Raw genomic sequence first — 24,492 nt, 5'->3', positions numbered from 1 at the left:
AAACAACTTTATTAATGATTTTTGAGTGCAAATACCTTAAAAATTTTATTATGATTCTCGGCGTAATAAAAATAAGAATCTTTTGATACTCAGTTAGTTAGGAAAAGAGGCGGAAAGCTATCAAAGGAGGGGTTATACGTATGGCTATAAATCACGAATTCGGCATAATTCATGATATCAATAATCAAAAGACTTACAAGAGTTACAATCCAGATGTATATAACTGTATTTCTGTAAATGATGATATTCTTACAAATTTATTTGAACCTTTATCGATAATGAAGACATATTTTCATACGTTAGATCGCCCTGAATATGGTTTGGCAAATTGGGGGATTACGATTATTCCACCTGAATCACTATCTCAATTTTTAGATATAGTTATATCTTCTAAAGATATGAAGCAATCTATTGAGCTGAACGTATTAGCTAACAAAATTATTCAAGCAAAAGAAGAGAATAAATATATGATTCACTTTGGAATTTAAAAAGGAGAGAACAAAATTGACCACGATCACAAAAGTTATGAAAAGAGGAGATTGGGAAGCAGCACAAATAAGCGGGGAAATTAAGGAGGCATCACTTGCAGAAGAGGGATTTATTCATTGTTCGTTTTTAGAACAATCTTTATCCATTGCAGAAAAACACTTTCGTACTGAAAAGGAATTAGTCTTACCTTTAATAGATTCAACACGTGTTCAAGCGGAAATAAAATATGAAAAATCATCGAATGGTCAAGATTATCCACATGTATATGGAACTATACATATCGATGATGTTATAGATTCTGTTCCTTTTTATCAAGAACATGGTGCATTTACTTTGCCAAACAGCATTTTGTCGAACCAATAAGAAGGGTTTGGAAATAAAGGATCGAATGTTGAAAAGTGTTAAAAAGAAAACGAGAACATGCATTGAAATTTATACAACAAAATAATGCAAGTGAGTATATAAAAAAATAAATTCATTCAATCTAATATGTCCGTTCTGCCAGATGAGGTAACAGATAAGCTTCTATTAAAAGACGATGTTAGAAAAACATAGGGAGACATAACGAGAACGATGTATTTTTATTATCTTCCTATCGATTTTTTATGGGTGGAGGTTAACGTCAGCACTTTTTTGAGAAACGCCGATAACTTAAATGTAATATTGTTATGTAAACTAGAAGGAGAAAGTAAGAAAGGATAAAACAATGAATGATGAACGAAATAGAGTACGATATGCATTATTAACAATAATCGTTATGGTCTTCGGGTTAGGATCGAGAAAATTTGCACATATTTTTCCAGACTTCTTACATTCATATTTAGGGGATGTATTATGGGCACTTATGATTTTTATTGGATTTGGATTCCTTTTTCATAAACTGGAAACGAAAAAAGTGGCCTTAATGAGTTTGTTATTTTGCTATGCAATTGAAATGAGTCAATTATATCATGCAGAATGGATTGATAGTATTCGTGCCACGAGATTAGGCGGACTTGTATTAGGTTATGGTTTTTTATGGAGTGATGTATTTGCTTATACAATTGGCGTTGGAGTCGGGATGGTTTGTGAAGTAATAAAAATTCACTATCATACTTTCAAATCAAAAAGGGATAACATGAAGAAGAGGCCGCTGAAAAAGTCCACTTCATCATGAAAAGGAGTCCACCACCCACTATATAGATGATGGACTCCTTTTCATTCTCAACATTCCGATAAAAGACGTGTTATTTTTTCAATGCCTGCTGCGGAAAGAACTTAACATGATAATTCTTTTGTCATTAAAATATGAGGAATTCCATCTTCCATAAAAACATCGGAAGAAGGCTGATAGTGTAATTTTTTATAAAAACCTTCAGCCTGTGTTTGACCGTGTAGTTTTACTTTGTTGGCTCCTTTTTCATAGGCAATTTCTTCTAACGTTTGAATAATTACTTTTCCAAGTCCATATTTCCGATAAGGCTGTAAAATACAAATTCTTTCTAGTTTCCCCATGTTGTCAACAAAGCGAATTCGGCCCGTTCCTACCGGTATTTCGTTATAATAAACTAAAATATGCTGGCATAACTCACTTAATGTGTCAAATGTATCAAATTCATCCTCAAGAGGAACTCCTTGCTCTTTTACAAATACTTCTTTTCGAATTTGAAAGGCGATTTCTAGATCTTTCATTTCTTGAATTCTTTTCGATTTCAACTGACTCAGTCCTTTTTCGTATAATAGTGGATCATTTATATATGTTACATTACAAAACATGTAAACTTCTTTCAATAGTTATAAGATCATCCAAGTATTCTATGAAACATTATATATCCATCTCAAAATTCAGTGAAAGTAATGGGACAGGGAGGAAGAACCCCTCCACTGATTAAATGAAATCATAACTCGATGATTCCATTTTCAGTCCCAATGATTGCTTTATGTACCATATTAATAAATAATCCAGTTTCAATAACACCCGTTATCATTTTTAAACGATGATTCATTTCAAGTGGGTCTGTAATTTGATTTGGAAACTTGCAGTCTAAAATGAAATTACCATTGTCTGTAAGGAAGGGCACGCCGTTTTTCATACGTAACACAGTTTGACAACCGAGCGATTGAATCTTTTTTTCTGTTTGATTATAGGCAAATGGAATGATTTCGATTGGTAGAGGGAACGTACCTAACTCTTCTACTTGCTTTGATTCATCTGCAATTATAATCAATTTTCGAGAGGAAGCGGCGACTATTTTCTCTCGAAAAAGAGCACCACCTCCACCTTTTGTTAACTGTAAATTTGGATTGATTTCATCTGCGCCGTCAATGGTGAGATCAAGATAATCTATTGTATTGTCAAGTCGTAATGGGATAGACAGCTCAGTTGCTAATTTTTCCGTTTCGATTGATGTAGGTACAGCTTCAATCGTAAGACCTTCTTTGACAAGTTGTCCTAATCGTTGTATCGCCCAATACACAGTAGACCCTGTCCCAAGTCCGATTTTCATCCCATCTTGTACAAAATGCACAGCGTATTCACCAGCTAAACGTTTTAGATTCATGATGCACTCCGTCGCCTTATTCTGCAGGACGCGGTCCAGCATCTAAACCTGAATTTTCAACCGTTAATATGGGCCGGATAGTTAAATCTTTATATACTCGCATTTGACATGATAATCGTAAGTGGTCCTCAATGCCTTTCTCTGTCATTGCATGTGTTTCTTTAGGCGTAGGCTCACAGAAATCACCTGCGATGACTTCAACTCTACAAGTTGTACAGCGAGCTTTCCCGCCGCAACGATGAAGAATTGGAACGCCATTATCTTCAAGAGCTAACACTAATTTTGTTCCTTCTTCAACATCAAAAGTACCAGTGCCGATTACAGTTAATTTTGGCATTTGATAGCCTCCTTGTGTAAAATTCTACATAACATATTTATGACCGCGCATTGAAAAACATAAACCTTAAAAATTTTTTATTTCCTCCGTAACTTTTTTATCCCTTCAATCGTTCATTAAGTAAGCGCTGAAAAGGAGTGGTTATTTTGTGCACAAAAGTAATGCCATTGTTTAAAAATCCTATCGATATGGATTATTCAAATAAAAATTTTCTTATTGAGAATTATGCCGAATTAAAAAGGTACTGCATGTTTTTAACAAAAAACAAGTGGGACGGTGAAGACCTAGCGCAAGAAGCGGTTTGTAAAGTACTGCAAAAATATGCAGAGAAAGATATTTGTATGACGCTTCTATATAAAATTGCGCGAAATCAATGGTTCGATCAATTAAAATCAAAATCTGTTCAAGAGAAAGTAGAGAAGGAAGTAACATTTGAAACACCACATGAAATAATTGCTGATTTGCATGAGATGGCGGAAAAAGTAGTTACTTCACTAAATGCACAACAAACTGTTATTTTTTTGTTAAAGGATGTCTTTCAATATCATCTATCTGATATTGCGAAAATATGCTCGATATCAGAAGGAGCAGTGAAAGCTTCGTTATTTCGGAGTAGAAATAAATTGAAAATGAGAAATGAAGAAGATAGTAGCTTAGCCTGGCAAGATGATGTCAAGGTAGTCGTAACAGCGGTTCGAGAACAAAAACCAGAATTATTAACAAAACTCCTTCCGACTATTCATTTTACACATGTATCTTCTAAAGAGCCGGTGTTATTGTTCAGTGCGAAAAAATCTTCTTCTTACAATTTTATGTTATGTGCAGCTTAACAATAAGATGGAGGGATCATGATGAATACAATTCCGTATGTTGTGGAACAAACAAAGTTAGGAGAACGCTCCTATGATATATATTCTCGATTATTAAAAGATCGTATTGTAATGATTGGTTCAGAAATTAATGATCAAGTTGCAAGTAGTGTAGTGGCGCAGTTATTGTTTTTAGAAGCGGAAGATGCAGAAAAAGATATTTTTCTTTATATTAATAGTCCAGGTGGCTCGACGACAGCAGGATTTGCGATTTTGGATACAATGAATTTGATTAAACCAGATGTACAAACGCTTTGTATGGGCTTTGCAGCATCATTTGGGGCACTTTTGTTGCTTAGCGGAACAAAAGGAAAACGATTTGCGCTTCCAAATAGTGAAATTATGATTCACCAGCCGCTTGGCGGAGCAAAAGGGCAAGCGACAGAGATCGAAATAACAGCAAAGCGGATATTAAAGTTAAAACAAGATATTAACAATATTATATCTGACCGAACAGGGCAACCGATTGAAAAAGTAGCACGTGATACAGAAAGAGATTACTTTATGACGGCAGAAGAAGCAAAAACATACGGGATTGTTGATGCGGTTATTACAAAAAAATAATGGGAAACAGGCTAGGAACATAATCTATTTCCTAGCCTGTTTTTAGTGCATTATTCTTTCATCCACTCATTCACAAGTGCTTGGTTCTTTTTAATCCATTTTCGTGCCGCTTCTTCAGGATCTTTTATTTTATTTAGCATAACCATTAAAGTACCAAGTTGTTCATCATTCATTTTCCATCTATCAAAATATTTCACAACATCTGGATAATCTTTTTCAAATCCTTTTCTTACAGAGTAATAAATGTCGTCTTTTTCACCATATACTTTCTTAGGGTCTTTTAAATATTTTAAATCAAATTCTGAAAAGCCCCAGTGTGGATTCCAAAGCGTCACAGCGATTGGTTTCTTTTGTGTATATGCTTTTTTTAATTCACTCATCATGGCCGCTTCTGAAGATTGGACAAGTTTTAACTTTACATCGTATTCTTTCATCGCTTTATTTGTTAAATTCATCAAGCTACTACCTGGTTCAATACCGACAATTTTATTACCGAATTCCTCTTTATGAGCATTTAAATCTTCGATGCTGTTAACGTCTGTCATGTAAGAAGGAACAACTAAGCCAAGTCCAGTTCCTTCATACCATTTTGCTTTTAAGACGATATCATTTTTATACCGACTATTTAACGGTTTATCGGTAACTGGAAGCCAAACTTCTAAATTTGCATCTATATCACCACGAGCAACACCAGTCCAAATGGCTGCTTTTTCTAAATACATCGGTTCTACTTTATACCCTTTTTGTTCCAGTAAAACTTTCCATAAATTTGCAATTGCAATATTTTCTTTCCAACTTGTAACACCAAGTTTAATTTTTCCTTTTGTATTTGCATTTGTTGCATTACAAGAGGTAATAATCATACTGATAAATAACAAGATGCTAATAAGCCATATTTTTCGTCTCATTGAAATCCTCCCGTTTCATCACTAACATTTGTATACAAATAAAGGTATAGGTGAACCTTCTTATTATGAACGGAAAATAAAGATTTTAAGAAAGCTTATTTCTGTTATTTCTATGTAATATTTCTGTTTAAAATCGCTACACTATGTGAATAGATGGGCAGAAAAGGAGTCGTTTTATGAAAAATACAAAAGTACGTGTGGAAAACGTGACAAAGGTATTCGGGAAAAACCCTCAACGAGCAGTTGCTTTATTAAAGGAAGGGAAAAGTAAATCAGAAATCTTGAAAGAAACAGGGATGAATGTTGGTGTAAAAAAAGCGACATTTGAAGTATATACAGGAGAAATATTTGTGATTATGGGACTTTCAGGGAGCGGAAAATCAACACTTGTTCGTATGCTGAACCAGCTTATAAAACCAACAGCGGGACATATATACATAGATGAAGAAGATATCGCAACAATGGGGAAAGAGGCGCTTCGCAAAGTAAGAAGAACGAAGATGAGCATGGTATTTCAAAAATTTGCTTTATTTCCGCATCGAACTGTGATTCAAAATGTAGCGTATGGCTTAGAAGTACAAGGGGTACCGGTAGAAGAAAGAGAAGCAAAAGCATTAGAATCCCTCAAATTAGTTGGATTAGATCATCATAAAGATAGTTATCCAGGGCAATTAAGCGGTGGGATGCAGCAACGTGTTGGAATTGCAAGAGCGCTTACGAATGATCCAGACGTGCTTCTAATGGATGAGTCATTTAGTGCATTAGATCCATTGATTCGAAAAGAAATGCAGGATGAATTATTAGAGCTGCAAGATAAAATGGAAAAAACAATTATTTTTATTACGCATGATTTAGACGAAGCGCTTCGAATTGGAGATCGTATTGCGCTTATGAAAGATGGAGAAATTGTCCAAATTGGAACACCTGAAGAAATTATGATGAGCCCAGCAAATGAATTTGTAGAGAAATTTGTTGCGGATGTAAATTTAGGAAAAGTCATTACTGCTGAATCTATTTTAAAAAGGCCAGAAACATTACTGATTGATCGCGGACCGCGCGTAGCTCTGCAAATTATGAGAAATGCGGGTGTATCTACTGTATATGTAGTCAATAAAAAACATGAGTTTTTAGGAATTTTAACGGCTGATGATGCAAGTAAAGCAGTGCAAAAACAATGGCCAATTGCCGATTTGTTAATTACAAATCTTCCTCATGTGTATGTAGATACATTGCTAGAAGAAACGTATGCAAAAATGGCAGAGATGAAATTTCCTTTACCTGTTATTGATGAAAAAAATAGGCTAAGGGGGATTATTAAACGAGAAAGTGTCATTCAAGCTCTTGCCGGAAATATTGAAGATGAGGTGAATGACAATGAATAATATTCCACGTATTCCGTTAGGTGAATGGGTAGATACGTTTGTAGCGAGTTTATATGAGCATTTTGAAAATATATTTAGAGGATTTTCTTATGTGATTGGTGGTTTTGTTGATTTACTGACGAATTTTTTAACATTCATTCCAGCTTTTTTAATGATTGTCATTGTTTGCTTTCTCGTTTGGTATACAACAAGAAAAGTCTCTTTACTTATTTTTACATTGATTGGTTTATTATTTATTTTAAACATTAACTATTGGGGACAAACGATGCAAACATTGGCGCTTGTTCTTACATCCGTTATTATTTCTATTATTGTTGGAATCCCTATCGGTATTTTAGCATCGCAAAACAAACGGTTTTCGAAATTTTTAAAACCAACATTAGATTTTATGCAAACAATGCCGGCATTTGTTTACTTAATTCCTGCCATTACATTCTTTGGAGTTGGGGTAGTGCCAGGGATTATCGCGTCTGTTATTTTTGCGATGCCACCAACGATTCGCTTTACAGACCTTGGAATTAGACAAGTACCAGAAGATTTAATTGAAGCTGCAAATGCATTTGGATCTACAGCATCACAAAAGCTATTTAAAGTACAATTGCCACTTGCGACAGGAACAATTATGGCCGGGATTAACCAAAGTATTATGTTATCATTATCGATGGTTGTGACAGCATCACTTGTAGGAGCGCCGGGACTTGGTGTAGATGTATATCGCTCTGTAACACAAGTGAATATTGGAATGGGATTTGAAGCAGGACTAGCCATTGTCGTAATCGCTATTATATTAGATCGAATCACACAAGGATTTCATCGAAGAAGAAGAGGATAGGACAGAAAAGTTTCAGTAAAATAATCAAAAAAGATATTTTTCAAGAAGTTACAATGAATTTTTTGTGAAAAATTCATTGTAACTTTAAATAAACTTCATATAAAACACACATTGAAAGTGTATGATGTAGATATCAGATATGAAGTAAGAATTATATTTAATTATTTTTATATAGAATAACAACAAATAAGTTACAGGGGTGGCATTCACTTTCTCTGAATGCCTTTTATAGAAAAAGAAATGCAACAAAAAAGGAGAGATTCTCATGGCAATGGAAAGTAAAGAGATAAAAACACAAATTACAGAAGAAGATGTAGATATTTTAAAAGTGATGGCACATCCAGTACGATTACAAATTGTTAACGAGTTAAAAAATAGAAAAACTTGTAACGTATCACAGCTAACAGAAATTTTAGAAATCCCACAATCAACTGTATCTCAGCACTTATCGAAAATGAAAGGAAAAGTGCTACGTTCCGAACGAAAAGGATTGGAAATGTATTATTACATTCATAATGCAAAAGCAAGTGAGATTGTTGGCATTTTAGGCTGTGTAAATTAATAACAACAGAAGAAGATTACAAAAAACATCCCTACATCTAATGTGGGGATGTTTTTTAGTTAAAATATAAAAGTTTGAAAAATTAGCGATTGTTAATGAACATTTATTACATCTTTTTAAAGTTTTTATGAACTAGAAACTCCCACATTCTCCACGGAATTAGTTTTTTTACAGTAATCATCAGTTTTACGCCTTTTCCAATGGGATAACGAAAGGATGTTCTTTTTGCTTCGGCAACCTCTACAATCTTCTTAGCGACATCAATTGGATTACCGAATGTATCACTCCCGTTATTTATATGATGTTGTATTTTCTGCACATATTCTATATAGGGAGAAGTGTTTTCTGAGTACTGTTCCGCTAGCGATTTTCCAACTTCCCATATGTTTGTGTTATAAGAACCAGGCTCAATTAAGCAAACATCGATTCCGAACGGTTTTACTTCTAAGCGAAGCGATTCACTCCAACCTTCTAATGCATGTTTAGAAGAAACGTAAGGGGATAAACCGGGAAAGCCAATTTGACCACTAATACTACTGACATTAATAATTTTGCCACTTTTTTGCTTTCTCATATAAGGTAATACAATTTGCGTGATGGAGATTGCTCCAAATACATTCGTTTCAAATTGTTTACGATATTCTTCTATAGGAATTTCCTCTACAAAACCGCCGTTTGCATATCCTGCATTATTGATGAGAAGGTCTACTTGGTCTAATTCTTTTAAAAATAATTGAAAAGTATGGATTGAATTTGGATCGGTAACATCCAGTTGATGAATTTTGATATGATGTTGTAAATGCAATGCGGAAGCTTGCGGTAATAAATTTTCTTGTTTATTCAGATCGCGCATTGTAGCGATGACAATATAATCTTTTTTAGCTAATTCAATAGTTGTTAATAGGCCAAAGCCACTTGATGCACCAGTAATAATCGCGATTTTCTTCATCTTTTGCTCACTTTCTTTTTTCTTATATCATAACGATTTTTATATCGAAAATCTATGATTCTCTTTCTCGTAAGGTATACATTTGTTGTATTACTCAAGCAGAAGGTTAATGAGTTAGAGTTGTTCGTTTCTGACAAGGAATATATAATAGAACGTATATTCTGCCGGCAAGATAATGCTGTATTAGTTTTGGAGGAGGGATTTAGTTATGATATATTCTGTAAAAGATGCAGAAATTTATTATGAAATAATTGGTGAAGGAAAACCAATTGTTATCCTGCATGGATGTTCTATTGATCATAGAGCGATGAAAGGGTGTATGGAACCAGTATTTCATAGGCATCCTGGTTATAAGCGAATATACATTGACTTGCCAGGTATGGGGAAGTCAAATGCGCCGAAATGGGTAAATAGTTCAGATTGTTTAATAGAGCTACTTATTTCATGTATAGAAAAGATCATTCCAAATGAAACTTTCTTACTTGCAGGAGAATCATATGGTGGGTATTTATCTAGAGTGATAGTTACCCAAATGCCTCATCGTATTCATGGCTTACTACTAATATGTCCTGTTATAATTGCAGAGCATGAAAAGCGGACCGTTCCAGATTATCATCTTATCAACAGCGATGATCTATTTTTAAATAGTCTTCCAGTAGAGGAAAGAAGAGAGTTTTGTGAGTTCGCAGTGATAGCAAATGAATATACATATCGTCGGTATAAAGAAGAGATTAAGCCAGGTCTTAGCGCGGCAAACATAAAATTTATCGAAAATTTACAAAAAAATTATCGCTCGAATGTTCCTATAAAGGAACAAAAATATATGAATCCCGTCCTTGTACTTGCAGGGCGACAAGATATAGTTGTAGGCTATAAAGATATATTAGACGTTGTCGAAGACTATCCGAGAGCAACATTCGCTATTCTAGATATGGCAGGGCATAATTTACAAATTGAACAGCCTCAATTATTCGAGAGTTTAGTGAAAGAATGGTTAGTAAGAGTCAGTAGGAGAGGAGAGGAAGTAGATTAGAAGATTCTTTATTATTTACTACGATATCATTAAGAAAAAATTCCATAATAAATCATGATTTTATTCTAATAAAAATGTCATAGTGAAGTTCCACAATCTTGTACAAAAGTGGACATAATGAGACAGCTGTCTCATTATGTCCACTTTTTTCTCTTTTCATAAAGAGAAAAAGCTCACCATTACAACTTTTTGAAATTGGCACGCAATTTGCAAGAATAAAAGATGAAAAGAAAATAGGGGGGCTAAAAGATGCTAAAAACAACGGAAAGTAAAGGAAATGAAATGACAAAAGAAAAAGCTCGTTGGATGTATAAAAAGATGCTTGAGATTCGTAAGTTTGAAGATAAAGTGCATGAATTATTTGCGCAAGGTTTGCTTCCAGGTTTCGTTCATTTATATGCTGGTGAAGAAGCGGTAGCTGTTGGTGTATGTGCCCATTTAACAGATCGCGATAGTATTACGAGTACACATCGAGGACATGGACATTGTATTGCAAAAGGCTGCGATTTAAACGGAATGATGGCTGAGCTTTTCGGAAAAGCAACAGGTCTATGTAAAGGGAAAGGCGGTTCCATGCATATTGCAGATTTAGATAAAGGGATGCTTGGAGCAAACGGTATTGTTGGAGGAGGTTTTCCGCTTGCATGTGGTTCAGCGTTAACAGCAAAGTATAAAGGGACAAAAGATGTAAGCGTTTGCTTCTTTGGAGATGGTGCAAATAATGAGGGGACATTTCATGAAGGTATAAATCTAGCGGCCATTTGGAAATTACCAGTTATTTTTGTAGCTGAAAATAATGGTTACGGTGAAGCTACACCATTTGAATATGCATCAAGTTGTAAATCGATTGCTGATCGAGCAAAGGCTTATAATATTCCAGGAATTCGCGTTGATGGAAAAGATCTTCTTGCTGTATATAAAGTAGCGGAATTCGCGGTGAAACGTGCGCGGAATGGAGAAGGACCTACTTTAATTGAATGCATGACGTATCGGAACTACGGCCATTTTGAAGGAGAAGCCCAAATATATAAAACGGCCGAAGAAAAGGAAGAACATTTAAATGAAAAAGATGCGATTGTGAATTTTCGTAAGCATTTAATTCATGAAGGATTACTAACTGAAACTGAATTAGTAGATATGGAAAAAGCTGTTGATGAAGCGGTTCAAAAATCAATTGAGTTTAGTGAAAATAGTCCATATCCAGCGGACAGTGAATTATTACAAGATGTATACGTGTCTTACAAATAAGAGGAGGGTGAAAAAGAATGACAAGAACAGTAAGTATGTCAACTGCAATTAATGAAGCGATGAAATTAGCGATGCGCCGTGATGAGAATGTGATTTTAATGGGAGAAGATGTTGCTGGTGGGGCGCAAGTGGATCATTTGCAAGATGATGAAGCTTGGGGCGGTGTTCTTGGCGTAACAAAAGGGCTTGTACAAGAATTTGGACGAAATCGAATTTTAGATACACCGATTTCTGAAGCTGGTTATATGGGAGCGGCGATGGCAGCTGCAGCAACAGGTTTACGACCAGTTGCGGAGTTAATGTTTAATGACTTTATCGGTAGTTGTTTAGATCAAGTGTTAAACCAAGGGGCAAAATTCCGTTACATGTTTGGCGGGAAAGCAAAAGTTCCTGTAACGGTTCGTACCATGCATGGAGCTGGATTTAGTGCGGCAGCTCAGCACTCACAAAGTTTATATGCATTATTTACAAGCATTCCAGGTATTAAAGTCGTTGTTCCATCCACTCCATATGATGCAAAGGGATTACTATTAGCCTCTATTGAAGATGATGATCCGGTTATCTTCTTTGAAGATAAAACACTTTACAATATGCAAGATGAAGTTCCTGAAGAATATTACACAATTCCGCTTGGAAAGGCAGATATAAAACGAAAAGGGTCTGATGTAACAATTGTAGCGATTGGAAAACAAGTCCATACAGCGCTAGAAGCTGCAGGGCAACTCGCAAAAAAAGGATTGGAATTAGAAGTCATTGATCCGTGTTCTTTATCACCACTTGATGAAGATACGATTTTAGCATCTGTTGAAAAAACAAATCGTCTTATTGTAATTGATGAGGCAAATCCTAGATGTAGCATGGCAACGGATATTGCGGCAATCGTTGCTGATAAGGGATTTGATTTATTGGATGCACCGATTAAACGAGTTACAGCGCCACATACACCAGTACCATTCTCACCACCGCTTGAAAAATTATATTTACCAACACCTGAAAAAGTCATTGAAACAGTATCCGAGATGATGGGGGATCGTTCTTTATTACATGTATAGCGCAATAAAAAGAAAGGAGAGAGACGAATGGCTGTAGAAGTTGTAATGCCAAAACTTGGAATGGCAATGAAAGAAGGAATGGTCACATCGTGGAATATTAAAACAGGAGATCATGTAACGAAAGGGGAATTTATCGCTAGCATTAACTCTGAAAAAATCGAGACAGAAATAGCAGCGCCAGCTGATGGAACGGTTTTAAATATAGCAGTAGGAGAAGATCAAGGAGTTCCGCCTGGAACGGTCATTTGTTATATTGGTAAGCCAAATGAAAAAGTAGATGTACAAGGCAAAAAATCCGTTCTAGAGGAATCGATAGCGAAAGAAGAATTGCCTCGAAATGTACAACAATCCGAAAGATACAGGAAAGAAGAAATGAAACAAAGAATAAAAATTTCGCCTGTAGCTAAAAAAATTGCACAAGCTGAAAATCTTGATATTACCAAACTTGTAGGTACAGGACCTGGAGGAAGAATTACGAAAGCAGATGTATTAAAGGCAGCGGAAGAAAAAAATGTATCACCAATATCTATAAAACAAGAACAGGGGAAACGTATTCCAGTTACCGGCATGAGAAAAACAATCGCAAACCGTATGCATGCAAGTTTACAAAATAGCGCGCAATTAACGTTAACAATGAAAGCAGATGTAACAGATTTAGTTGCGTTACATAAAACGATGGCGGAAAGCATTCAAAGAAGATATGATCATAAATTAACGATAACAGATTTTGTGTCTCGTGCTGTTATATTGGCTCTTGAAGAACATAAAGATATGAATAGTGCGTATATGGATGAGGCAATTCACCAATTTGAGCATATCCATTTAGGAATGGCAGTGGCGCTCGACAATGGCTTAGTTGTACCAGCCATTCGTTTTGCGAACAACTTATCACTTGTACAATTATCAAAAGAAATAAAAACAGTTGCCAAAAAAGCGAAAGAAGGCACATTAAGCAGTGATGAGATGCAAGGGACAACTTTTACAATTAGTAATTTAGGGGCTTATGGCATTGAATATTTCACACCTGTGCTTAACACACCAGAAACAGGGATTTTAGGCGTAGGAGCCATTGAACATGTTCCTGTGTATCGCGGGGAAGAACTACAAAAAGGAAGTATATTACCGCTAAGTTTAACATTTGATCATCGCGTATTAGATGGTGCACCAGCTGCTGCCTTTTTACGTACGATTAAGCAATATTTAGAAGATCCTGTAACAATTCTTGTATAAAAGAAGGTGAGAGAATGAGTAAATTAGTTGTCATTGGCGGGGGACCAGCTGGATATGTAGCTGCAATTACAGCTGCTCAAAATGGAAAAGAAGTTGTCCTTGTAGAAGAAGGAGCACTTGGTGGAACATGCTTAAATGTAGGGTGTATGCCAACGAAATCATTATTAGAAAGTGCGGAAGTCCATGATATTGTAAAGCATGCGCCAACATTTGGCGTGAACATTTTGAAGGATCATATTGTCGTTGATTGGAGACAAATGCAAAATCGAAAACAAATGATTGTTCAGCAACTTGTACAAGGAATCCAATATTTAATGAAGAAAAATAAAATTAAAGTGTTGAAAGGAAAAGCTCATTTTCAAACCGATCACCGCTTGCATATTATACAAGAAGGGAAAGAAGAAACGTTAGATGCAGACCAATTTATTATTGCATCTGGATCGGAACCGATCGAATTACCGTTTGCCCCTTTTGATGGAGAATGGATTTTAAATAGTAGCGATATTATGTCGCTTGATCATATCCCATCATCATTGCTTATTGTTGGTGGTGGGGTGATTGGATGTGAGTTTGCTAGTATTTATAGTAGACTGGGAACAAAAGTAACGATTGTTGAAATGGCGAATCAAATTCTTCCTGGTGAAGATGAAGATATTGCAAATATATTAAGAGGAAAATTAGAAAATGACGGGGTAGAAGTTTATACAGAAACAGTGTTAAAAGGGTTAAATCTTCATAAAAAACAAGCGCTATTTGAAAATGAAAAAGGTTTTTTTGAACAGAATCCAGAGTATGTTCTTGTTTCTGTTGGGAGAAGACCGCGTGTGAATGAGCTAAATCTTGAACAGGCAGGAATAGAGTTTTCCAGTAAGGGGATTTCTGTAAATGAACATATGCAAACAAACGTTTCCTATATTTATGCAGCCGGTGATGTTATTGGCGGTATTCAACTTGCCCATGTTGCATTTCATGAAGGAGCTACCGCAGCTTTACATGCGTGTGGGAAAGAAACGAAAGTGAACTATCATGCTGTTCCGCGCTGCATGTACACTGCACCAGAAATCGCGAGCGTTGGATTAACAGAGAAGACCGCGCGCAACCAATATGGTGGAGATATCCTTGTTGGAGAATTTCCGTTTACGGCAAATGGAAAGGCACTTATTTTAGGAGAACAGATAGGGAAAGTAAAAGTAATTGTGGAGCCGAGATATCAAGAAATTATAGGGATTTCCATTGTTGGTCCCCGCGCAACAGAACTGATTGGGCAAGGAACAGTCATGCTTCATACTGAAGTAACAGCAGATATTATGAGAGATTTTATCGCAGCACATCCAACGTTAGCAGAAGCAATACATGAAGCACTGTTACAAGCGATTGGTCATGCTGTACATGTTTAATAGAAAAAACGAGTATAGCTATCGCTGGCTTATACTCGTTCTTTTTAGTAGCGATGAGGTGACGAATTATATCCTTTTTTTAATTGTATTGAAAACGTTTTTATCAAGTTTTATAATAAAATTATATTTCCTCGAGTGAACTCCTAACTATAAATCTCCAAAATGAAAAAGAGGGAGATGATAATATGTTAACATCAACCTTTTACTTACATACATGGGAAAAATTTGTAAATGAAGGCGTTCTTGATCCAACTAGAATCAATAAAAGAATTTTAGAATCGTGGCACCGCTGTAAAGCAGAGAATGTAAATCCGCATATAGAAAAAGGTCAGAACATTTTGACCTACAATAAGTTTAAGGAACAAAAGAAAAAAAGTGAAATCTTCCTTGATATTGCATTGCCCCACTTACAAAATATGAAAAAGACAATAGATGAACTACAAATGATGGCATTATTAATTGATCCGGATGGATATGTCCTTTCTATTACTGGAAACCAAAAGACATTAAGACAAGCTGAGCATATTAATTTTATAGAAGGAGTGAAATGGACAGAAGCAGCTGTAGGAACGAATGCGATTGGAACTGCACTTGCTACAGAAGAGGCAATTATGATAAGCGGTACAGAGCATTATTCTATTGCATCTCATAGTTGGAGCTGTGCAGCTGCACCAATTCATAATGATGACGGGAAATTACTTGGTGTCCTTGATTTTTCGTGTCCGATTGAATGTTCACATCCGTATATGCTCGGTATGGTCACTTCCATTGCACATGCCATTGAGCGCGAGTGTAGCATTCGTGTGCATCAACATGAATTAGAATTACTTCATCGCTTTTTACATGTCATTGATGGTGACGAACCAGTGGTGATATGTAATCACCGCCAAATTGTCATTTCTGCAAGTAAATCAGTTCGGAAACAAGTCCCAAATTGGTCACGGATAAAAGTAGCTGATTTATTACATGATGGCTGGAATATTCAAATGGAGGTACCTGTATATGATAATGATAGAATGATTGGGAAATGTTTATATTTAGCAGAAAAGCAGTTTAAAGCAGTCCATTTCTCTGCTTCGTTTCAGAAACCCATCCATTTTCCTGGAGTGATTGGAATCAGCGATACATTTCAGCGAACATTAGAAGAAATCAAACTCGTTTCTCAGACAGATGCCAGTGTATATGTGTGCGGGGAAACGGGAGTAGGGAAAGAGTATGTCGCAAGAGCGATTCATGAAAATAGTTCAAGAAAAAACGGTCCGTTTATAGCATTGAATTGCGGAGCATTGCCAAAGGAACTTATGGAAAGTGAATTGTTTGGTTATGTCGAAGGGGCATTCACGGGAGCGCGGCGTCAAGGGTATAAAGGGAAATTTGAACAAGCAAATGGAGGAACCATTTTTCTTGATGAAATAGGAGAGGTTTCACCAGAAATGCAAGTGGCTCTCTTACGTGTTTTACAAGAGCGTAAAGTAACTCCTATCGGCAGCATAAAAGAAGTGGCAGTAGATATTCGGGTGATTACTGCAACACACCGTGATTTACTTCAACTTGTAGAGGAAGGCAAATTTAGGCAAGATTTATATTATCGCTTACATGTTTATCCGATATATGTACCTTCTTTAAGAGAAAGAAGGGAAGATATACCGTATTTTATAAAAGATTTTTGTGCAAGAAAGAAGTGGAATATTCAATTTCCAACTAGTATTTGTAACCGGTTATTACAATATGAATGGTCCGGAAATATTCGGGAGTTATTCAATGTATTAGAGCGCCTATATATTCTTTCGCAAGGGAAGGAAATAAATAGAAAGCAAGTTTCACTCATATTGCAATCTATGCAAGGAGATCAAAAAGATTTCTGGAAAGAAACAAAGGATATGAAGAAAGAACATAAGTTAACTTTCCGTGAAAAAATACAACGTGATGGAATGATTGAAGCATTACAAAAAGCAAAGGGAAATGTATCGCTTGCAGCAAAACTATTAAATGTTCCGCGCAGTACCTTTTACAAACGAATGCAAAGGTTTCAATTGTAAAAGCAGCACACCGATAAAGTGTTGCTTTTACATATAAGCAAAGGTTCTGTCGGAATATGCGCTTACTAGGGAAATAATAAAATGTTTAAAAAACAAAAATTCTTAAGGGGAGAATAGATGAAATATATAAAATGCGGAGTGGGGAACAGTTGGCTCATTCGAACAGAAATAGAACGTGAGGATGGTAGTGAATTGTGATAAAGCCAATTCATTTTCAATCTTGTTATGTACGAATAAAAGGAAGGCATGAAACAAATGAAGAAAAAACAAAAGAAATATAAGTTTATTTTGGAGATTGTAAGCAAATGCGAATAAAATATAGGAAACTAATTGTATTTTATGCCTAGCGTAGTGGCAATTATGAAGTTTCAATGTGTAATATGGAAGAGATCCACGAATACAATATCATTGACGTTACAATAGTTATAATGTTATATTTCAATTAGTTAGAATAAACAGAAAATTAAAAAGAAGGTGGAACTATGGATCAAAAGCCATTTGAAGCATCTTATGAGTATGCAATTCAATGTGATAAACAGGATGAACTTGCTGCTTTTCAAAATGAGTTTTATAAGAAAGCAGATACAATATATTTAGATGGAAATTCATTAGGTTTATTATCTAAACGAGCTGAAAAGTCATTACTCACTATGTTAGATTCATGGAAAGAGTATGGAATTGATGGATGGACAGAAGGAGAATATCCGTGGTTTTTTCTATCGGAACAATTAAGTGAACATATCGCACCACTTATTGGTGCATTGCCTGAAGAAACAATTGTAACCGGTTCCACGACGACGAATATTCATCAGGTAATTGCGACGTTTTATGAACCGAAAGGAATTCGCACAAAGATTTTAGCAGATGAATTAACGTTTCCGTCAGATATATATGCTTTGCAAAGTCAAATTCGTTTAAAAGGATTAGACCCAGATAAGCATCTTGTTCGAGTGAAAAGTCGAGACGGAAGAACATTAGAAGAGGAAGATATTATTGCTGCGATGACAGATGATATTACTTTAATTTTATTGCCAGCAGTTTTATATCGAAGCGGACAAATTTTAGATATGAAGCGATTGACAGCTGAAGCACATAAGCGTGGTATTCATATTGGGTTTGATTTATGTCATTCTATCGGAACGATTCCTCATCAGTTTCAAGAGTGGGGTGTTGATTTTGCGGTATGGTGTAATTATAAATATTTAAATGCAGGCCCTGGTAGTGTTGGTGGATTATATGTAAATAAAAAACATTTTGATCGTCTGCCTGGTCTTTCTGGCTGGTTTAGTTCAAGAAAAGATAAACAATTTGATATGGAACATACATTAACAGCAGCTGAGCATGCTGGAGCGTATCAAATTGGAACACCACATATATTCAGTATCGCACCATTAATTGGCTCACTTGAGATATTTAAAGAGGCAGGCATAGGTCGATTACGTCAAAAATCATTACGTATGACACGTTATATGCTACATTTGATTGATTATGAATTAACAGATAAAGGATTCACAATTGGAAATCCTTTAGAAGATGAAAAACGAGGAGGACATATTTATTTAGAGCACCGAGAAGCTGCCCGCATATGTAAAGCGTTAAAAGCAAATGGAGTCATTCCTGATTTTCGCGCGCCAAATGGCATTCGCCTTGCGCCAGTTGCTTTATATAATACATATGAAGAAGTGTGGAAGTCTGTTCAGATTTTAAAGAAAATTATGATAAATGGAGAATATAAACAATTTGAAAATAAACGAGGGGTTGTGGCGTAAGATGAAGGCATCCGAATGGATTGATATTTCACAGCCATTAAATAATGAGATTGCAACCTGGCCAGGGGATACACCTTTCTCATATGAAGTATCTTGTACGAAAGAGCAAAGTGGGTCTGTTAATATTGGAAAGTTAACGATGAGCATTCATACGGGGACACATATTGATGCGCCGTTTCACTTTGATAACGATGGAAAGAAGGTCATAGATTTAGATATTCATGTGTATGTGGGGCCAGCGCGTATTATCGATGTTTCAAGTATGGGTTCTATTGGAGTAAAGGAATTGCAACAATTTGATTTAGAAGGCGTGGAGCGCTTATTACTGCGTACTTCTTCACATGGAAACGCACAAAAGTTTCCAAATACAATCCCATTTTTACATGCGGAGATTGCGCCATTCCTTTCGAAAAAAGGAGTCCGATTAATTGGAGTAGATGTACCTTCTGTAGATCCACTTGATGATAAAGAACTAGCAGCGCATCATCAATTATTTCAGCACGGCATTCATATTTTAGAAAATATCGTATTAGATCATGTACAAGACGGAGATTATGAGCTGATTGCTTTACCACTTGCCTTAACAGAAGCAGATGGTAGCCCAGTTCGTGCTATAATTCGACCATTATAACAGGGTGATGCATAGAAGGGGTGTTACATAGCGATGACGGAAAATGAGAAAGTAATTATGGAAAAGGGAATTTATACAGATTTCAAGGAGAATATGACATATGGAGAATACTTGCAGTTAGATCGCTTATTAGATAGTCAAAAAAGATTATCTAATCATCATGATGAAATGCTGTTTATTATTATTCATCAAGCAAGTGAACTTTGGATGAAACTGATTTTACATGAATTAAATGCAGCGATTGAATCTATTCAAAATGAAAAGATGGCACCTGCATTTAAAATGCTGGCAAGAGTGTCGAAAATTCAATCACAAATCATTCAATCGTGGGATATTCTTGCCACATTAACGCCATCTGAATATATTGAATTTCGCGATTCACTCGGTCAAGCATCAGGTTTTCAATCGTATCAATACCGAATGATTGAATATGCACTTGGTTATAAAACACCGCACGCATTAAAAATTTATGAAAAAGATCTAGAATTACATGCTCGCTTACATACAGCACTTCATTCACCAAGCCTTTATGATGTAGCAATTCAGGCGCTTGTAAAAGAAGGATTTCCAATCAATAAAGACGTACTAGATCGCGATATTACGCAGCCTTACGAAGAGGATTCGACAGTTGAAGCGGCTTGGTTAGAAGTATATGCCGATGTGAAAAAATATTGGGATTTATATCAGCTTGCAGAAAAATTAATTGATATAGAAGATTGGTTACAACAGTGGCGATTCCGTCATATGAAAACGGTAGAACGTATCATTGGTCATAAAATGGGGACAGGTGGTTCGTCTGGTGTATCGTACTTAAAACGTGTGTTAGACCAGCGCTTTTTCCCAGAGCTTTGGAATGTACGAACGAAATTATAAATATCACTTTACCTATAAGGTACCGTCTGTTACTTATTATCCACGTAAGTCGACTTCTATATATGAAGTAAAGGAAATAATTACTTTTAACCGCTGACATAATGGGATGAATAAGAAACTGCATACGCAGGTGAAGAGGATGTTTCACAGAAGATAAGTCGGAGATTGTTGGTGAGGAGAACTTTTGATAACGGGACGTTATGTTAAGTAGATATGTATAGATTATTCATAAAAAATTAATCATTCCTTCTTTTAATTGATTTCATAAAGTTTTTTACACATAATTGTAACTAAGGGGGATGATTCCAAGTTGAGTAAACGGAATATTAGCACAACAGTTTCAGGAGATTTAATTGTTACCCATCTGATTGGCAAAATTGAAACAGATGATGTTAACGAATGGTTTAAAGGATTCGAGACAGTTTGTCAGCAATTCATTTCTGAAGGTCGGAAATACAAATTGTTGGTAGATAGAAAAGGGTACACTCCAAATCATTTTTCAGTTCAAAAAGCATGGAAAGATAAGTTTTTCAATGAAAACATTTTGAATCATAGTAAAGCAATTGCGTTTCTTCTTGAGGAAGGAGAGATAATGAATTATTTACAACAGTCCAATACAAAAGAATCTGTAAGTTTTTTTGATAATTATGAACAAGCATTGATTTGGTTGAATGAATATCCAATATAAAACCTTTAGGACTAGCATTTAGCTAATCCTTTTTTGCTGAAATCGAAACTATCGATAACGATAATTATGTAAATGAGCTGTCCATATGGGCAGTTTATTGTATTTTTTGCGTAGCGTGGGCTTTTGTTAATATGTTGGCGGGACCCAATCGCCATCAAGCGAACAGAACGGGTTGTCCCAAAACGATAAAAATGAACTTCGTTGTTATAAAAGACACAGCTTTTTAGAAAGTTATTAGTTATGGCTTAACAAGTATTTTTGATCAAACCTCAGTCAAAATTACAGAAAGAAGAGTTTCTAAGAAAAAGAGGGTTACAGGAAGAAAGTTCAATAATTGTCACAATTTCTGTGTAAGTTTAATGAAGTAATATGTAATAATTTAACTATAGGGTTATTTGAATGTAATGGAGATAAATAGTTGGGTACGAAGTTTTGAGATTTTGTATTTAATTGTTCATTTTCGTTATATGTGTTTAACCCTCACTTACATCTATGCTCTTAATATAGTAAGAAATTTAATAGGAGGGGACTAGTAGCATGAATAAAAAAATTCTAGGGCAGTTTAGAAAAATGGCTACAAATAAAAAAGGGATAAGTGTTGCTGCAGTAGCGGTAGGAATTATGAGTACAACTTTAATTCCTCAAAATGCCTATGCACATGGATTCGTTGAAAAACCAGGTAGCCGTGCGGCTTTATGTAGTCAAAATTATGGAGCGCTGAATTCAAATTGTGGAAATATAATGTATGAACCGCAAAGTTTAGAAGCCCCTAAAGGATTTCCACAAGGTGGACCAGCAGATGGGAAAATTGCTTCAGCAGGGGGGATGTTTGGTGGGATTCTCGATCAACAAACAGCTGATCGATGGTTTAAGAACACGATTAAGGGTGGAGAAAATACATTCACTTGGAAATACACAGCTCCTCATTCAACAAGTCAATGGCACTACTACATCACGAAAAAGGGATGGAATCCAAATAAACCTTTAACAAGAGCAGATTTTGAACCGATAGGAACTGTAAAACATAATGGTTCTGCAGCATCTAATAATTTATCACATAAAATTAATGTACCAACTGACCGTAGTGGGTATCATGTCATTTTAGCGGTATGGGATGTAGCTGATACTGTAAACGCTTTCTATAGTGTGATCGATGTGAATCTAATAAATGATGAAAAACCAGATACAGAAGCACCAACCCAGCCATCTGGACTACAAGTAGTAAAAACTACCTCAAATAGTGTAGAACTTAATTGGAAACCTGCAACAGACAATGTAGGGGTGAAAGAATATCAGGTGTTACGTAATGGGGAATTAATTAATACTGTAGTTGGTACAAGTGTAGTTGATAAAAAGTTAAGTCCAAATACAGAGTATACGTATACAGTAAAATCAGTTGATGCTACAGGGAATATATCTAAGGAAAGTGAAACATTAGTTATGAAAACAACAGAGGAAAAACCAGATACAGAAGCACCAACTCAGCCTAAAGGATTACACAGTATGGGAACCACTATGAATAATATTGACTTAATGTGGAGTCCATCTGAAGATAATGTAGATGTGAGCCATTATATTATATACAGAGAAGTTGGAGAAGCTATGAAAGAAATAGGTACTGCTAATACAACTTCATTTATCGATAAGAATTTGAAAGCGAATACAACATATAAGTATGTAGTTTCTGCTGTTGATACATCTGGTAATGAATCAATGAAAAGTGATGCTTTAACGGTTACAACAAAAGGACAAGAAAACTCTTATGAACAATGGGATGCGTATAAAGCGTATAAAACAGGAGATAGAGTAGTTCATGAGGGAAAGGTGTACGAAGCAGTTCAGAGCTATCAAGGGAATGGGGATCTGAATTGGATTTTTGCCTTATCATTATGGAAAGAAGTGAACTAATGATGTCAATATTGATTCCTTTTAATTTTTAAATAATGGGAAACTTATGCTTCTTATTACAAGAATAAATCAGCGTCTCTTTATACTGCACCTCCAATTGTTAGACACAGTCTACAAATGGAGGTGCAGTTTTTTATGACAATGTTAAAGCTAAAGTTAGAAATATTTCTTTGCTTTGAGTAGAATAGTAAGAATAAAAGTATATATGTGGAGGGACAGATGGTGGATTTTTGTAAACTGGAGGATGTATTTCGTCATAAGAAAGTACATGCATTTCTTGTATATCAAAAAGGTGAGTACATAACAAAGTATTATAAGGAAAAAGAAAATGCAAATCATGTATATAAAATAAATTCTGTTACGAAAAGTATTTTGTCTCTCTTAATTGGTATAGCAATTGATAAAGGATATATAGAGGATATACATATTCCGATAAGGCAGTGGATTGAACATGTCCCAAAAGATAAACAACAACTAACACTTTATCATGTATTAACTATGACAACTGGAGAGGAGTGGAAAGAATTTGGAGATGGTGTTGTATTTCCTAATGATTTTGTTGAATCGAATCATTGGATTACATACGTTTTACAACGTCCACTCGTCGAAGCACCAGGAACAAAAATGAACTATAATTCGGGATCCTCTCATTTGTTAAGTTATATTTTACAAATTGCAACGGGAATGACAACAGTGGAGTTTGCAAAACGATATGTATTCGAGCCTTTAGAGATTACTGAGTATGAATGGCAACAAGATCCACAAGGAATTTATGTTGGTGGATTTGGTATGAAAATGAAAAGCGAAGACCTATTGAAATTAGGAATCTTATGTTTACAAGAAGGATACTGGAATGGGAAACAGATTGTATCATCAAGCTGGATAAAAGAATCAACGATTCCGCGTTATCAAACATATGGGCATGTGGGAGCGTATGGATATCATTGGTGGATTGTAGATCACAAAAGATTTCACATACCGTATTGTATATATTTTGCAATGGGATATGGAGGACAATATATATTTGTTGTTCCAGAATTAGAGCTTGTTGCTGTTATAAGCAGTAAAATGCCAAAGCGCGGATTAGTTCCCTTAAAACAGTTTATTGCTCATTTGCAAGAAAATCTGTATGTGTAGAAGAGTGATTAGAGTACAATTCCCATCACTTAAAACTTAATTTTATCCCGCTATT

General features: G+C 35.5%; 25 protein-coding genes and 1 pseudogene. 21 read left to right on the top strand and 5 right to left on the bottom strand.

Annotated elements, in window-relative coordinates; genetic code table 11:
- Positions 1–140: 140 nt before the first annotated feature.
- The 3 genes from MR063_RS08965 (at position 141) to MR063_RS08955 (ending at position 1,645) form a co-directional block, all read left to right on the top strand.
- A complete protein-coding gene (locus MR063_RS08965) occupies positions 141–488 on the top strand; it encodes a short-chain dehydrogenase (protein ID WP_242196612.1) in 348 nt (115 codons plus the stop codon).
- A 37-nt stretch (positions 489–525) separates the two neighbouring features.
- Positions 526–852 carry a DUF952 domain-containing protein gene (locus MR063_RS08960; protein WP_242196892.1) on the top strand — a complete coding sequence of 109 codons (327 nt, stop codon included), beginning with the start codon at positions 526–528 and terminating at the stop codon, positions 850–852.
- A gap of 343 nt (positions 853–1,195) precedes the next feature.
- Positions 1,196–1,645 carry a ribosomal maturation YjgA family protein gene (locus tag MR063_RS08955; protein ID WP_242196609.1) on the top strand — a complete coding sequence of 150 codons (450 nt, stop codon included), beginning with the start codon at positions 1,196–1,198 and terminating at the stop codon, positions 1,643–1,645.
- A gap of 101 nt (positions 1,646–1,746) precedes the next feature.
- Here MR063_RS08955 and MR063_RS08950 read toward each other — a convergent pair whose 3' ends face one another.
- From MR063_RS08950 to MR063_RS08940, 3 genes are all read right to left on the bottom strand, one after another.
- Positions 1,747–2,184 carry a GNAT family N-acetyltransferase gene (locus tag MR063_RS08950; protein WP_012094393.1) on the bottom strand — a complete coding sequence of 146 codons (438 nt, stop codon included), beginning with the start codon at positions 2,182–2,184 and terminating at the stop codon, positions 1,747–1,749.
- A 182-nt stretch (positions 2,185–2,366) separates the two neighbouring features.
- Complete coding sequence (gene rpiA, locus MR063_RS08945; RefSeq protein ID WP_242196606.1) at positions 2,367–3,029, bottom strand: ribose 5-phosphate isomerase A; 663 nt, start codon at positions 3,027–3,029, stop codon at positions 2,367–2,369.
- Positions 3,030–3,045: 16 nt separating this feature from the next.
- Positions 3,046–3,366, bottom strand: coding sequence for a 2Fe-2S iron-sulfur cluster-binding protein (locus MR063_RS08940; protein WP_242196603.1), 321 nt, complete (start codon positions 3,364–3,366; stop codon positions 3,046–3,048).
- 146 nt (positions 3,367–3,512) lie between these two features.
- Here MR063_RS08940 and MR063_RS08935 point away from each other — a divergent pair, with 146 nt between their 5' ends.
- Positions 3,513–4,196, top strand: a complete 684-nt coding sequence (locus tag MR063_RS08935; protein ID WP_242196599.1) for an RNA polymerase subunit sigma-70 — start codon at positions 3,513–3,515, stop codon at positions 4,194–4,196.
- A 21-nt stretch (positions 4,197–4,217) separates the two neighbouring features.
- Entirely contained in the window at positions 4,218–4,799 is a 582-nt protein-coding gene (gene clpP / locus MR063_RS08930; protein ID WP_242196596.1) for an ATP-dependent Clp endopeptidase proteolytic subunit ClpP, read from the top strand.
- Between the two features lie 50 nt (positions 4,800–4,849).
- Here clpP and MR063_RS08925 read toward each other — a convergent pair whose 3' ends face one another.
- The gene (locus tag MR063_RS08925) at positions 4,850–5,707 is read right to left on the bottom strand and encodes a glycine betaine ABC transporter substrate-binding protein (RefSeq protein WP_242196592.1); all 858 of its coding nucleotides are present in this window, start codon (positions 5,705–5,707) and stop codon (positions 4,850–4,852) included.
- A 176-nt stretch (positions 5,708–5,883) separates the two neighbouring features.
- Between MR063_RS08925 and MR063_RS08920 the strand changes: the two genes are divergently transcribed.
- From MR063_RS08920 to MR063_RS08910, 3 genes are all read left to right on the top strand, one after another.
- Positions 5,884–7,089: a quaternary amine ABC transporter ATP-binding protein gene (locus tag MR063_RS08920; protein WP_242196589.1), complete on the top strand. Its 1,206-nt coding sequence runs from the start codon at positions 5,884–5,886 to the stop codon at positions 7,087–7,089.
- On the top strand, positions 7,082–7,921 hold the full coding sequence (locus MR063_RS08915; RefSeq protein WP_242196586.1) for an ABC transporter permease: 840 nt from the start codon (positions 7,082–7,084) through the stop codon (positions 7,919–7,921). The genes MR063_RS08920 and MR063_RS08915 overlap by 8 nt, the downstream gene beginning before the upstream one ends.
- A 265-nt stretch (positions 7,922–8,186) precedes the next feature.
- Positions 8,187–8,483, top strand: coding sequence for an ArsR/SmtB family transcription factor (locus MR063_RS08910; protein WP_242196584.1), 297 nt, complete (start codon positions 8,187–8,189; stop codon positions 8,481–8,483).
- Positions 8,484–8,589: 106 nt separating this feature from the next.
- Here MR063_RS08910 and MR063_RS08905 read toward each other — a convergent pair whose 3' ends face one another.
- Positions 8,590–9,432 carry an oxidoreductase gene (locus MR063_RS08905; RefSeq protein WP_242196582.1) on the bottom strand — a complete coding sequence of 281 codons (843 nt, stop codon included), beginning with the start codon at positions 9,430–9,432 and terminating at the stop codon, positions 8,590–8,592.
- Between the two features lie 208 nt (positions 9,433–9,640).
- On the opposite strand from MR063_RS08905, the gene MR063_RS08900 reads away from it, so the two are divergent.
- The 13 genes and pseudogenes from MR063_RS08900 (at position 9,641) to MR063_RS08840 (ending at position 24,437) form a co-directional block, all read left to right on the top strand.
- The gene (locus tag MR063_RS08900; RefSeq protein WP_242196580.1) at positions 9,641–10,465 is read left to right on the top strand and encodes an alpha/beta fold hydrolase; all 825 of its coding nucleotides are present in this window, start codon (positions 9,641–9,643) and stop codon (positions 10,463–10,465) included.
- 249 nt (positions 10,466–10,714) lie between these two features.
- Positions 10,715–11,713, top strand: a complete 999-nt coding sequence (locus MR063_RS08895; protein WP_242196578.1) for a thiamine pyrophosphate-dependent dehydrogenase E1 component subunit alpha — start codon at positions 10,715–10,717, stop codon at positions 11,711–11,713.
- A 17-nt stretch (positions 11,714–11,730) separates the two neighbouring features.
- On the top strand, positions 11,731–12,765 hold the full coding sequence (gene acoB / locus MR063_RS08890) for an acetoin:2,6-dichlorophenolindophenol oxidoreductase subunit beta (protein WP_242196576.1): 1,035 nt from the start codon (positions 11,731–11,733) through the stop codon (positions 12,763–12,765).
- A 27-nt stretch (positions 12,766–12,792) separates the two neighbouring features.
- Positions 12,793–13,995 (top strand): dihydrolipoamide acetyltransferase family protein, encoded by a 1,203-nt coding sequence (locus MR063_RS08885; protein WP_242196574.1) that lies wholly within the window; start codon positions 12,793–12,795, stop codon positions 13,993–13,995.
- 14 nt (positions 13,996–14,009) lie between these two features.
- Positions 14,010–15,392: a dihydrolipoyl dehydrogenase gene (gene lpdA / locus MR063_RS08880; RefSeq protein WP_242196571.1), complete on the top strand. Its 1,383-nt coding sequence runs from the start codon at positions 14,010–14,012 to the stop codon at positions 15,390–15,392.
- 185 nt (positions 15,393–15,577) lie between these two features.
- Entirely contained in the window at positions 15,578–17,431 is a 1,854-nt protein-coding gene (locus tag MR063_RS08875; protein ID WP_242196567.1) for a sigma-54-dependent Fis family transcriptional regulator, read from the top strand.
- A gap of 117 nt (positions 17,432–17,548) precedes the next feature.
- Positions 17,549–17,629, top strand: coding sequence for a DUF3977 family protein (locus MR063_RS22090; RefSeq protein WP_396021828.1), 81 nt, complete (start codon positions 17,549–17,551; stop codon positions 17,627–17,629).
- Positions 17,630–17,913: 284 nt separating this feature from the next.
- Positions 17,914–19,200: a kynureninase gene (gene kynU, locus MR063_RS08865; protein WP_242196564.1), complete on the top strand. Its 1,287-nt coding sequence runs from the start codon at positions 17,914–17,916 to the stop codon at positions 19,198–19,200.
- Between the two features lies 1 nt (position 19,201).
- Positions 19,202–19,831, top strand: a complete 630-nt coding sequence (gene kynB, locus MR063_RS08860) for an arylformamidase (protein ID WP_242196561.1) — start codon at positions 19,202–19,204, stop codon at positions 19,829–19,831.
- 33 nt (positions 19,832–19,864) lie between these two features.
- The gene (kynA, locus tag MR063_RS08855; RefSeq protein ID WP_242196558.1) at positions 19,865–20,704 is read left to right on the top strand and encodes a tryptophan 2,3-dioxygenase; all 840 of its coding nucleotides are present in this window, start codon (positions 19,865–19,867) and stop codon (positions 20,702–20,704) included.
- Positions 20,705–20,959: 255 nt separating this feature from the next.
- Positions 20,960–21,392 (top strand): annotated as a pseudogene (locus MR063_RS08850) (STAS/SEC14 domain-containing protein).
- A gap of 537 nt (positions 21,393–21,929) precedes the next feature.
- On the top strand, positions 21,930–23,300 hold the full coding sequence (locus MR063_RS08845) for a lytic polysaccharide monooxygenase (protein WP_242196555.1): 1,371 nt from the start codon (positions 21,930–21,932) through the stop codon (positions 23,298–23,300).
- Positions 23,301–23,522: 222 nt separating this feature from the next.
- Positions 23,523–24,437 (top strand): serine hydrolase domain-containing protein, encoded by a 915-nt coding sequence (locus tag MR063_RS08840; protein ID WP_242196552.1) that lies wholly within the window; start codon positions 23,523–23,525, stop codon positions 24,435–24,437.
- The last annotated feature ends 55 nt before the right edge of the window (positions 24,438–24,492 follow it).

Origin of the sequence: Bacillus cereus group sp. BfR-BA-01492 (genome assembly GCF_022662815.1) — a bacterium.
GTDB classification, from domain to species: Bacteria; Bacillota; Bacilli; order Bacillales; family Bacillaceae_G; genus Bacillus_A; species Bacillus_A cereus_BD.
The sequence above is the reverse complement of the archived record's forward strand: the minus strand, read 5'-3'. Positions and strand labels throughout refer to the sequence as shown.

Coding starts and splice junctions, on each gene's coding strand:
- MR063_RS08965 (WP_242196612.1), top strand. CDS start 141: ATGGCTATAAATCACGAATTCGGCATAATTCATGATATCAATAATCAA.
- MR063_RS08960 (WP_242196892.1), top strand. CDS start 526: ATGAAAAGAGGAGATTGGGAAGCAGCACAAATAAGCGGGGAAATTAAG.
- MR063_RS08955 (WP_242196609.1), top strand. CDS start 1,196: ATGAATGATGAACGAAATAGAGTACGATATGCATTATTAACAATAATC.
- rpiA (WP_242196606.1), bottom strand. CDS start 3,029: ATGAATCTAAAACGTTTAGCTGGTGAATACGCTGTGCATTTTGTACAA.
- MR063_RS08940 (WP_242196603.1), bottom strand. CDS start 3,366: ATGCCAAAATTAACTGTAATCGGCACTGGTACTTTTGATGTTGAAGAA.
- clpP (WP_242196596.1), top strand. CDS start 4,218: ATGAATACAATTCCGTATGTTGTGGAACAAACAAAGTTAGGAGAACGC.
- MR063_RS08925 (WP_242196592.1), bottom strand. CDS start 5,707: ATGAGACGAAAAATATGGCTTATTAGCATCTTGTTATTTATCAGTATG.
- MR063_RS08920 (WP_242196589.1), top strand. CDS start 5,884: ATGAAAAATACAAAAGTACGTGTGGAAAACGTGACAAAGGTATTCGGG.
- MR063_RS08915 (WP_242196586.1), top strand. CDS start 7,082: ATGAATAATATTCCACGTATTCCGTTAGGTGAATGGGTAGATACGTTT.
- MR063_RS08910 (WP_242196584.1), top strand. CDS start 8,187: ATGGCAATGGAAAGTAAAGAGATAAAAACACAAATTACAGAAGAAGAT.
- MR063_RS08905 (WP_242196582.1), bottom strand. CDS start 9,432: ATGAAGAAAATCGCGATTATTACTGGTGCATCAAGTGGCTTTGGCCTA.
- MR063_RS08900 (WP_242196580.1), top strand. CDS start 9,641: ATGATATATTCTGTAAAAGATGCAGAAATTTATTATGAAATAATTGGT.
- MR063_RS08895 (WP_242196578.1), top strand. CDS start 10,715: ATGCTAAAAACAACGGAAAGTAAAGGAAATGAAATGACAAAAGAAAAA.
- acoB (WP_242196576.1), top strand. CDS start 11,731: ATGACAAGAACAGTAAGTATGTCAACTGCAATTAATGAAGCGATGAAA.
- MR063_RS08885 (WP_242196574.1), top strand. CDS start 12,793: ATGGCTGTAGAAGTTGTAATGCCAAAACTTGGAATGGCAATGAAAGAA.
- lpdA (WP_242196571.1), top strand. CDS start 14,010: ATGAGTAAATTAGTTGTCATTGGCGGGGGACCAGCTGGATATGTAGCT.
- MR063_RS08875 (WP_242196567.1), top strand. CDS start 15,578: ATGTTAACATCAACCTTTTACTTACATACATGGGAAAAATTTGTAAAT.
- MR063_RS22090 (WP_396021828.1), top strand. CDS start 17,549: ATGAAATATATAAAATGCGGAGTGGGGAACAGTTGGCTCATTCGAACA.
- kynU (WP_242196564.1), top strand. CDS start 17,914: ATGGATCAAAAGCCATTTGAAGCATCTTATGAGTATGCAATTCAATGT.
- kynB (WP_242196561.1), top strand. CDS start 19,202: ATGAAGGCATCCGAATGGATTGATATTTCACAGCCATTAAATAATGAG.
- kynA (WP_242196558.1), top strand. CDS start 19,865: ATGACGGAAAATGAGAAAGTAATTATGGAAAAGGGAATTTATACAGAT.
- MR063_RS08845 (WP_242196555.1), top strand. CDS start 21,930: ATGAATAAAAAAATTCTAGGGCAGTTTAGAAAAATGGCTACAAATAAA.